This is a genomic window from Streptomyces sp. NPDC007025 (assembly GCF_042869455.1).
Classification (GTDB): Bacteria; Actinomycetota; Actinomycetes; order Streptomycetales; family Streptomycetaceae; genus Streptomyces.
Window position 1 is genome coordinate 430,325 of sequence record NZ_JBIAFT010000004.1, and the last position, 9,996, is coordinate 440,320.

General features: G+C 74.1%; 7 protein-coding genes. 2 read left to right on the top strand and 5 right to left on the bottom strand.

Annotation, left to right across the window (positions count from 1 at the left end):
* Positions 1-38 precede the first annotated feature (38 nt).
* A complete protein-coding gene (gene putP / locus ACFYMO_RS10705) occupies positions 39-3,620 on the bottom strand; it encodes a sodium/proline symporter PutP (protein WP_366773208.1) in 3,582 nt (1,193 codons plus the stop codon).
* A 245-nt stretch (positions 3,621-3,865) separates the two neighbouring features.
* On the bottom strand, positions 3,866-4,513 hold the full coding sequence (locus ACFYMO_RS10710) for a TetR/AcrR family transcriptional regulator (protein WP_366773207.1): 648 nt from the start codon (positions 4,511-4,513) through the stop codon (positions 3,866-3,868).
* A gap of 218 nt (positions 4,514-4,731) precedes the next feature.
* On the opposite strand from ACFYMO_RS10710, the gene ACFYMO_RS10715 reads away from it, so the two are divergent.
* A complete protein-coding gene (locus ACFYMO_RS10715; RefSeq protein ID WP_366773206.1) occupies positions 4,732-5,487 on the top strand; it encodes an SDR family oxidoreductase in 756 nt (251 codons plus the stop codon).
* A 42-nt stretch (positions 5,488-5,529) separates the two neighbouring features.
* Here ACFYMO_RS10715 and ACFYMO_RS10720 read toward each other — a convergent pair whose 3' ends face one another.
* Positions 5,530-6,498: a LysR family transcriptional regulator gene (locus tag ACFYMO_RS10720; protein WP_366773205.1), complete on the bottom strand. Its 969-nt coding sequence runs from the start codon at positions 6,496-6,498 to the stop codon at positions 5,530-5,532.
* A gap of 103 nt (positions 6,499-6,601) precedes the next feature.
* Here ACFYMO_RS10720 and ACFYMO_RS10725 point away from each other — a divergent pair, with 103 nt between their 5' ends.
* Positions 6,602-7,999 (top strand): MFS transporter, encoded by a 1,398-nt coding sequence (locus ACFYMO_RS10725; RefSeq protein ID WP_388545604.1) that lies wholly within the window; start codon positions 6,602-6,604, stop codon positions 7,997-7,999.
* Here the strand turns inward: ACFYMO_RS10725 and ACFYMO_RS10730 are convergent.
* On the bottom strand, positions 7,981-8,919 hold the full coding sequence (locus ACFYMO_RS10730; RefSeq protein WP_388545607.1) for an oxygenase MpaB family protein: 939 nt from the start codon (positions 8,917-8,919) through the stop codon (positions 7,981-7,983). The genes ACFYMO_RS10725 and ACFYMO_RS10730 overlap by 19 nt on opposite strands.
* A gap of 98 nt (positions 8,920-9,017) precedes the next feature.
* Positions 9,018-9,647 (bottom strand): GPP34 family phosphoprotein, encoded by a 630-nt coding sequence (locus ACFYMO_RS10735; protein WP_366773202.1) that lies wholly within the window; start codon positions 9,645-9,647, stop codon positions 9,018-9,020.
* Positions 9,648-9,996: the final 349 nt, after the last annotated feature.

Genomic DNA, 9,996 nt, shown 5'->3' on the forward strand with positions numbered 1-9,996 from the left:
GCACTGCGCACCAAGTTCGCGTGGATGGCGTGCGACGCCTACACCTCCGCGGGGCCGGGGACGGGCTGCTCCGTCCAGATGATCTTGCCCGTCGTCGTGTGGCGAGTGCCCCAGCGTTGGGCGAGCTGGGCCACCAGCAGCAGGCCACGGCCGCCCTCGTCGGTGGTGCGGGCGTGGCGCAGCCGCGGGGAGGTACTGCTGGCGTCGGAGACCTCGCAGATCAGGCCGCGGTCCAGGATCAGGCGGAGGCAGACCGGGCCGGTGGCGTGGCGGATGGCGTTGGTGACGAGTTCGCTGACGATGAGTTCGGTGGTGAAGGTCAGTTCGTCCAGGCCCCACTGCGTCAGCTGTTCCCCGGCCGCGGCGCGGGCGCGTCCGACGGCGGCCGGGTCGCTGGGCAGGTCCCAGGAGACGACGCGGTCCGCGGGCAGTACCCGGGTGCGGGCCAGCAGCAGGGCCGCGTCGTCGACGGGTGGCCCGGTCAGCAGGGCGTCCAGGGCGTTGCGGCCGATGGTCTCCAGGGTGGGCCCGGGCTCGGCGAGGGCTTCGCTCAGCCGGGCCAGCCCGATGTCGATGTCCCGGTCGTAGGTCTCGATGAGGCCGTCGGTGTAGAGGGCGAGGAGGCTGCCCTCGGGCAGCTCCCGCTCGGCGGACTCGAAGGGGAGGTAGCCGAGACCGAGCGGCGGTCCGACGGGCAGTTCCACGATGTCGACGCCGCCGTCCGGGCCGACGATCACGGGTGGGAGGTGGCCGGCCCGGGCGAGTGTGCAACGCCTGCTGACCGGGTCGTAGACGGCGAACAGACAGGTGGCCCCGAGGAACGCGGTGCCCGCGGTCTCGTCCTCGGCCGAGGACGGCTCCTCGCTGCCGTGCGCCCCCATGAGGCCGATGACCAGGTCGTCCAGGTGGGCGAGGAGTTCGTCCGGGGGGAGATCCAGGTTGGCGAGGGTGCGCACCGCGGTCCGCAGCCGGCCCATCGTCGCCGCCGCGTTGATGCCGTGCCCGACCACGTCCCCGATGACCAGGGCGACACGGGCCCCGGAGAGCGGGATGACGTCGAACCAGTCACCGCCCACGCCGCTGGGGACGTCCGCCGGGAGGTACCAGGACGCCACGGTCAGCGCGTTCCCCGCCGTCAGCTCCTGGGGCAGCAGGGACCGCTGCATGGAACGCGCCGCGGTGCGCTCGCGGGTGAAGCGGCGCGCGTTGTCGACGCACACCGCGGCGTGGGCGACGATCTCCTCGGCGAGGCGCACGTCGTCCGCCTCGAAGGGGTCCCGGTGTGCGGGCCGGGCGAACGTCGCCACGCCGAGGGTGACGCCGCGCGCCCGCACCGGGATCACCACCACCGAGCGGAAGCCGAACGCCCGGATGGAGGCACCGAGGGACTCGTCCTCGGTCACCCAGAGGCTGGTGGCGGGGTCCAGCGTCCGGTCCACCAGGGTCCTGCTCTCCAGCAGACAGCGGGTCACGGGCGAGGACGGGGCACGCTGGACCACTTCGCCCACGGCGCGGGTCGCCTCCGGGCAGCCCTCGCGCACCGACTGCTGCCCCGCGCGGCGCAGCACGGGTGTCATGCCGACCGGTCCTGGTGCCGGTTCCTCGCCCTTCATGACCGAGTCCAGCACGTCGACGGCGACGAAGTCGGCGAGGGACGGTACGGCCTCCTCGGCCAGTTCCTGGGCCGTGCGGGTCACGTCCAGCGTGCTGCCGATGCGGGCCGCGGCGTCGTTCAGCAGGGCCAGCCGCTCCTGGGCCTGCCAGCGCTCGGTGACGTCGATGAGCATGTACCAGATCCCCACGTGCCGGCCCTGGCGGTCCGTCATCACGAAGATGGAGGCGGAGAACGCACGTTTGCGGTACGGGTCCGGGTAGTGCGGGCCGCGGAACTCGTGGTCCATGACGGGCTCACCGGTCTCCAGGACGGAGCGCATCGTCGCCTCGAACGTCTCCGCCGTCGGACCGGGCAGCACTTCGCTGATCTGCCGCCCCAGTCGCCGCTCCAGCGGGACCAGGCGGTCCAGCGCCTCGTTCACCCAGACGTAGCGCAGGTCCGAATCCAGCACGGCGATGCCGGCCGGCGCGTGGTTGAGGAACGGACTGAGCATCAACTGGCTCATCCCGCCGCCGGGCATCCGCCAGAAGGCGCGCCTGGGCGGCCGGCCGACGAACCTGCCGAACAGCAGTGCGGCACAGGTGGCGACGAGCACGCCCGGGACCATCTCGTAGAGACCCGACTCCAGCGGCCCGAGCAGGGGGTTGATCCGCTTCCACAGCAGCACCGTGGCGGCACCCGACACGATCCCGGCCATGGCCCCCGCCCAGGTCATCCGCGGCCAGTACAGCGAGAGGAGGACGACCGGGCCGAAGGCGGCCCCGAAGCCCGCCCAGGCGTAGGCGACGATGCTCAGCAGTCCGTCGCCGCGGAGCGCGATCGCGAAGGCCGCCAGGATCACCACGCAGACCGCGGCGCGGCCGACCCGCACCAGCACCTTGTCGGAGGCGCGCCGGTTGAGGAACGCGCGGTAGAAGTCCTCCGTCAGGGCCACGGACGACACGAGGAGCTGGCTGTCCGCGGTCGACATCACGGCGGCCAGCACGGCGACCAGCATCACGCCGGCGACCCAGGGGTCGAGCAGCGTGCGGCTCAGCACGATGAACACCGTGTCCGGGGAGGAGAGCGGCGAGTCGAGTTCGGCGATGCCCACCAGGCCGACGAGGGTGGCGCCGCCGAGGACGAGGACGACCCAGCCGGTGCCGATGCGGCGGGCCGCCGGCACCGCGCGGATGCTGCGGATGCCCATGAAGCGGGCCAGGATGTGCGGCTGGCCGAAGTATCCGAGGCCCCAGGCGAGCAGCGAGACGATCGCGACGGCGCCGAGCCCTCCGCCCGCCGACCACTGGCCGTCCGCGTAGTGGACGTCGGACCCCATGTCGAGCAGGCCCACCTTCTTGTCGCCGAGGGTGGAGCCCAGCGCGCCGAACCCGCCGACGGCCGCGACACCGACCGCCGGGAGCACGAGCAGGGCGCAGAGCATCAGCAGGCCCTGCATCACATGTGTCAGGCTCACGGCGAGGAAGCCGCCGAGGCAGGAGTAGATGGCGATCACCAGGGCGGTCAGGGTCACCCCGAGGCCGAAGCGGATGTCGAAGACGTACTTTGACAGCAGCCCGCCGGCCACCAGACCGCTGGCGACGTAGACGGTGAAGAACACCAGGGTGACCGCGGCCGAGACCATCCGGAGCGTCCGGGTGCGGTCCTCGAACCGCTCCTCCAGGTACGCCGAGAGGCTGACCGCGTTCTCGGCGCGCTCGGTGTAGGTGCGCAGCCGGGGCGCGACGAACAGCCAGTTGAGGTAGGTGCCGACCGCCAGACCGGCAGCGATCCAGGCGGCGCCGAGACCGCCCGCGTAGACCGCACCGGGCAGGGCGAGGAACAGCCAGCCGGACATGTCGCTGGCCCCGGCGGACAGCGCGGCGACGTAGGCGCTCAGTCTGCGGCCGCCGAGGGCGAAGTCGGCGAAGGTGCGGGTGCGGGTGTAGGCGCGGACACCGATGGCGAGCACGGCGACCACGTAGCCGAGGAACACGGTCACGATCGGCGCACTCAGATGGAACACGTTGCCTCGCCTGCGAGGTTCATGAGCTCGGAGGCGGCCGTCGGCACGCCCGGCAGGTCACGCACTGGCGTCTCAATGTACCGAACGGGGGCCTTCGCCGGAGTTCGCGTCGGTGCCTGCGTGTCGGCCCGGGGCGGTGGGCACACTTCAGCTGGCGCGGCACGGCTCCGTCGCGGCGCGGCACGGCTCCGTCCGGTGGCGCGGCTCCGTCGCGGCGCGGCTCCGCCCGGACGGCCGCGGCCCGGTTACGGGGTGCTCGCCCGGTCCGGGGCCGGCTCGGGGGCTCCGCCGGTGGCTGCCAGGGTGTCCCAGGCGGCCATGGCGGCTTCCACGGCGCCGAGCAGCTCCTGGCGGGGAACACCGTCCCTGGCCTGGACAGAGAGGCCGAACAGGACGGTCGCGTAGAAGGCGGCCAGGGCACGGGTGTCGGCCCCGGCCGGGAGGTCGCCCTCGGCGACCCCGCGGTCCATCCGCTCCCGGATCCGGCCCTCCATCGCGCGGCGGTCCGCGGCCAGCAGCGCGCGGACGCTGTCGTTCTCGGGGGTGCAGTTGGTGGCGGCGAGGACGATCATGCACCCGGGGGGCTTGCCGGAGGCGGTGTACGCGCAGGCGTTGCCGCGCAGCGCCTGCCGGACTCCCTCGCGGGCCGTGGGCGCCTCGGACAGCGCCCGGCGGGTGACGGCGCCCTCGGTGCGGCCGTAGAGCGCGACCGTCTCCCGGAAGAGGCCCTCCTTGGAGCCGAAGGCGGCGTAGAGGCTCGGCGGCCGGATGCCCATGGCCGCGGTGAGGTCGGCCATCGTGGTCGCTTCGTACCCGCGCTCCCAGAAGACGTGCATCGCCCGTTCGAGTGCGGCGTCCCGGTCGAAGGCGCGCGGCCGTCCGCGTGTGGCCATCCCGGCCTCCTTCCTGCGGTTGTCCTGCCGCTGTCGTCCTGCCGTGTCCTGGCGTTGCGTGCCGTCGACCGCCGGTCGCGGTGGCACCGGCGGCTTTGTTTAGCGCTCGATACCGAAAGGTCTTGACGACCGAGGATACTCGTCGCTTAATTATGTAGCGCTCGCTACATAGAAGGTGGGCGCCCGACTCCACCCTCCGCACCGGAACGAGGACAGCCATGACGTCTGCATCGACACTCCCCCTCAGCGGCAGAGCAGCACTGGTCACCGGCGGGAGCAGGGGCATAGGCGCGGCCGTCGCCCGGCGCCTCGCGGCGGACGGCGCGGACGTCGCGCTGACCTACGTCGACGCGAAGGAACGGGCGGCCGGGGTCGCCGCGGACCTCCGTGCCTCCGGACGCCGGGCCCTCGCCGTCCGGGCCGACAGCGCATCGGCGACCGACCCGGTGACAGCCGTGCACCGCACGGTGCAGGAGTTCGGCCGCCTGGACATCCTCGTCAACAACGCGGGCGTCTTCCCGAACGGCCCGTTGGAGGACCTCACCCCGGAGGAGATCGACCGCACGCTGGCGATCCATGTGCGCGCGGCACTGCTCGCCGCCCAGGCCGCCACCGCGCACATGACATCCGGAGGGCGTGTCGTGACGATCGGCAGCAACCTGGCCGAGCGCGTGCCGCGGCCCGGCATCACGCTCTACGCCGCCTCCAAGTCCGCGCTCGGCGGCCTGACCCGGGGGCTGGCCCGTGATCTGGGAGCCCGCGACATCACCGCCAACCTGATCCAGCCCGGCTCCACCGACACCGAGATGAACCCGGCGGACGGTTCCCGGGCCGACGAACAGCGCGCCCTGACCGCGCTCGGCCGCTACGGCGCCCCCGAAGGCATCGCCGCCATGGTGGCCCACCTGGCCGGTCCGGAGGCCGCGGGCATCACCGGCTCGGTGTTCACGGTGGACGCGGGCGCCAACGCCTGACCCGGCACGGGGGATCGGGCGCTCCGGGGAACGACGCGTCGGTCAGCGGTGGAGGGCCTCGTCCTGGACCGGGAGCCAGCTCTCCGGAGGGCGCCGCAGCCAGTCCCCGGCCGCCGCCTCCCCGCGTGCCGCCTTCCGCAGGGCGGTCAGGCCGGGGTGCCGCAGCCCGCGGCGCCACACCATGGACACCGGGGAGAGCGGCACCGGAGCGGTCAGCGGCCGCAGGACCATGCCCTCGACTCCGACGAAGACCGATGTCGCCAGCACCGACCAGCCCTTCGCCCGCACCACCCGGGCGAACTCCCGCTCCCCTACGATCTTCGGGAAGGGCGCGGCCAGTCGGATGCCCCGCTCCGCGAACAGGGCGCGCGCGTAGGAGGTCCACTCGGCGGTGCCGTCGTTCCCGGCACCGGCGTACAGCGTCTCGCCGGCCAGCTCCGCCAGCGGCACCTCGGCCGGCCCGGCGAGCCGGTGCTGTTCCGGCAGCAGCACGGCCGTCCGCTCGTACCGCACCAGGGCGTGCTCCAGGCCGGAGAGGGTCTCGGGCGGCAGCCCGGCGACGCGGCCGAAGGCGACATCGAGCCGGCCGGCGAGGATGTCGGCGGCGGCCGCGGTCAGCCCGCTGTAGTAGCGGGCGACGAACTCGAGGGCCGGTGCCGCCTCGCGTGCCGCCTCCAGCACCCGCTGCCCGGTGGAGACCGGAGCCGCCACATCGACGGCCAGCGGCCGACCGCCCCGCGTACCGTCCCCAGCGAAGGCGGCGGCGAGTTCGTCGTGGGCGGCCAGGGTCCGGCGGGCGTACGGGAGCAGCCGCTCACCCTCCGCCGTGAGCTCCACCTGCCGAGTACTGCGCACGAACAGCACGGCACCCAACTCGCGCTCCAGCGCGCGGATATCGCGGCTGAGCGCCTGCTGGGCCACGTACAGCCGGGCCGCGGCACGGGTGAAGTGCAGTTCCTCGGCAACGGCCACGAACGCCCGCAGCCGGCGCGGGGAGAGGTCGTCGGGCACCAGGAGACGGTAAGCGGACGGCCCCCGATCCACAACACAGATGCGTGAAAGGGTCGCCAACAGGTGTTGGACCGCACCGGTGGCCCGCGGCAACGCTGGACGCATGCCCCTCCCCCGCATCTCCCCTCGTCCTCCCGCTCCGGTCCGGCCGCGGTACACCGTCGTCGGCGGCACCCTGGTGGTCGTGCCCTCCGCGGCACGGACCGACGGCGGCCCGCCACCCTCCGGCGGCCCGGCACCAGTCGAGGGCCCGGCAGCGTCAGACGGCGCGGCCCCGCGCCCCGCGGGCCCGTACGCCCGGCTGTTCACCCACCCCGGTGCCCCCGGCTTCACGCTCGGCGGAGTCCTCGCCCGGCTGCCCATGGGCATGTTCACCGTCAGCGCCGTGTGGATGATCGCGGACGCGTACGGCTCGTACGCGCTCGCCGGGAGCGTCACCGCGACCGGCCTGGCGGCGACCGCGCTGTCCGGACCGCTCGTGGCACGCGCCGTCGACCGCCACGGGCAGTCCCGGGCCGCTCTCCCGGCGACTCTGCTCGCGCTGCTCGGCTCGCTGACGCTCGTGGTCTGCGTCCACACCCGGGCGCCGGTCTGGACACTGTTCGCCGCGTACGCCGCCACCGCCACCACTCCCAACACCGGCGGCATGGCCCGCGCCCGCTGGGCGCACCTGCTGCGCCGCGACCCCGCCGCCCGGCACACCGCCAACTCGTTCGAACAGGCCGTCGACGAACTGTGCTTCATGCTCGGGCCGGTCCTCGCCACCCTCCTGTGCACCGCGCTCTTCCCCGAGGCCGGCACCCTGGCCGGCTGCGGGCTGCTGCTCACCGGCACGCTGCTCTTCCTGGGCCGGCGCTCGACTGAACCCCCGCCCGGCCGGGTGCGGAACCGGGCCGGATCCGCACCGCTGCGACGGCCCGGGATACCGGCGCTGCTGCTCGTCTTCGCCGCCACCGGGGCCGTGTTCGGCGCGCTGGAGGTGGTCACCCTCGCCTATGCGGACGGGCAGGGGCACCGGGCGGCGGGCGGTGCCGTCCTCGCCTGCCAGGCGGCCGGATCCGCCGTCGCCGGGCTCGCGTTCGGCACCCTGCCGCCCGCCCGCTCCGACCGGCGGCGACTGGCCGGCTGCACCGCCGCCATGGCCGCACTCTCGCTCCTGCCGCTGCTCGCCGCGCTGACCGCCCCGCTTCCCGTGGTGGCCGCGGCGCTCCTGGTGGCAGGCATGGCGACCGCGCCGACGATGGTCACCGGCATGGCACTGATCCAGCGGCTCACGCTCGCCGGGCGGCTCAACGAGGGCATGACGCTCGCCGTCACCGCGCTGCTCGGCGGGATCGCCGCCGGCTCGGCCGCCGGGGGCCGGGCCGCGGAATCACTCGGCTCCGCCGGTTGGGCCTACGGCGTCCCTCTGCTGGCGGCGGCAGCGGCGACGGCGCTCGCCACCCTGCCGGCCGTGTCCGCTCGCCGCACCCGGGTGACCGCTCACACCGGGGGAACGTAGTGCTGGGGCAGATCGAGCTCCTGAGGCGGCGGCAGATTGCGGGCCGGCGTCTCCACCGGCGGCGCGCCGCGAGGCCTGCGGCCCCGTTCCCGCTCCCAGCCCGCACGCGCCCTGGGGTGGTAGCGGCGCGAGGGCGGGACCAGCTTCCAGCCGTGGTGCACGAGCCGCCCGATCCTGCGCAGCCGCCGCTCGTCCCGGTCGGTCCACCGGTAGCCCAGGCGGTGGCGGACCGCGGGCGGGAAGAATCCGACGGTGAACCACACCGTGGCCCGCGCCTGCGGACCCCGCACCAGGCGCCACACCGCGTCCGGCAGCAGCCGCAGCGCGGGCGGTTTCGCGAGCATCCGCAGATCCAGCACGTCGCGGGTGGGCCGGTTGTCCTCCAGCACCTCCGCGGCCATCCGCGCCCAGTACGCCTGGAACGCCTCCCAGTCGGTCGGTACGGGCCGCATGCTCATGCCGTACAGCCGCCACCACTGCACATGCTCGTCGAACAGCTGCCGCTTCTCCGCTTCCGTCAGGCCCGGACCGAGCCGGTCGGCGACCAGCAGCGTGAGCACGAAGAAATTGGCGTGCGCCCAGTAGAAGGTGTCAGGGTCGAGCGCATGGTACGGGCGGCCGGCGCCGTCCGTGCCCTGGACGGTGCGGTGGTAGCCGCGCACCTGCCGGGCCGTCTCCACAGCACGTGGCCCGTCGTAGACCACGCCCCCGATGGGGTACAGCGAACGGAACAGCCGCTGCCAGCGCTCCTCGAAGAACCGGGAGTGCTCGGCCACCCCCGCGCCGAGCTGCGGGTGCATGTTCTGCATCGCTCCGGCCCACGGGGCCAGCAGCACTCCGCGCCAGTCCCCGAAGTACTTCCAGGTCAGCGACGAGGGGCCCAGGGGCTCCGGAGCCGGTTGTGCGCTGCGGGCGACCATGCGGCACTCCTTCCGCGGGCCTGCTGTGCGCCGGCCGCGGGCCTGCTGTGCGCCGGGGCAGGGCTCTGCGCCCAGGGTAGATGCCCCGGGCGACGGAATCAGCCCCCCGCGGCCCCCGCATTGTTGGCCGCGGCTCGCGCGTCCATCGCCTTCTTCAGCGCGGGCCCGGCGACTCCCGCGCGCGCGGTCAGCTCCTTGAGGCGGCGGCGATTCTGGTGCCGCACCCGCCGGCCCAGCTCCGGGCAGAGCCGGGCCAGCGCGGCGAACGAGGCCAGCGCGGCCCGCGACGGCTCGATCCGCGCCACCGGCTCCCCGCCGGTCAACGTCGCGACGGCCTCCGCGCGCAGCGCTCCCGGCACGCTCCGGTCACGCACCGTGATCCGCTTGCGGCGCAGCGCCCTGCTCTCGACCCGGATCACTCCGGCGGCGGCCAGCTGCTCCTCCACGGCGAGGCAGGTCTGGCGGCGTTCCCGCTGCACCCAGGTGTGCCAGCGGCGGGCGCGGGGATGCTCGGCGATGACGCGGAGCGCACCGTCGAGCACGGGGTCGCCGGTGCGGTGGCCGCCCACCGCCCGGACCCTGCCCTTGTCGTCAACGATGCAGCCTTGCGCCGCCAGCTCCGCGAGGGTGCCGGCCCGTATCGCGTACCCGAGCTGGTCACCCCACTTGAGCTGTTCCTTCTCCACCTCGCACGCGAGCAGGAAGAGCCGCGCCGGCAAACTGTCCATGACCCCGACCCGTTGCATCCCCCCATCACAGCACGCTGCCGGAGGCGAGGAAAGAGCAGGTCAGGGCCGTAAGGAAAGACCGAACACGAGGAATCAGCGGCGAAGCGCCCCACCCGCACGCCGCGCACCCCACCGGGCACCCCGCACGCCGCGAAGAGGGGGCCGCGGGTGGCGAAGCCCCCGCACGCGCGGCGACAGCCGCGCAGAGACGACGAAGGCGAGGCGGTCCACGCCCTCCGTGGGCACATCCCCACCCACCGGGCACCCCGCACGCCGCGAAGAGGGGGCCGCGGGTGGCGAAGCCCCCGCACGCGCGGCGACAGCCGCGCAGAGACGACGAAGGCGAGGC

Excerpts from the sequence above, each read along its gene's own strand:
- ACFYMO_RS10710 (WP_366773207.1), bottom strand. The coding sequence starts at position 4,513 with ATGGCCACACGCGGACGGCCGCGCGCCTTCGACCGGGACGCCGCACTC.
- ACFYMO_RS10715 (WP_366773206.1), top strand. The coding sequence starts at position 4,732 with ATGACGTCTGCATCGACACTCCCCCTCAGCGGCAGAGCAGCACTGGTC.
- ACFYMO_RS10725 (WP_388545604.1), top strand. The coding sequence starts at position 6,602 with ATGCCCCTCCCCCGCATCTCCCCTCGTCCTCCCGCTCCGGTCCGGCCG.
- ACFYMO_RS10730 (WP_388545607.1), bottom strand. The coding sequence starts at position 8,919 with ATGGTCGCCCGCAGCGCACAACCGGCTCCGGAGCCCCTGGGCCCCTCG.
- ACFYMO_RS10735 (WP_366773202.1), bottom strand. The coding sequence starts at position 9,647 with ATGGACAGTTTGCCGGCGCGGCTCTTCCTGCTCGCGTGCGAGGTGGAG.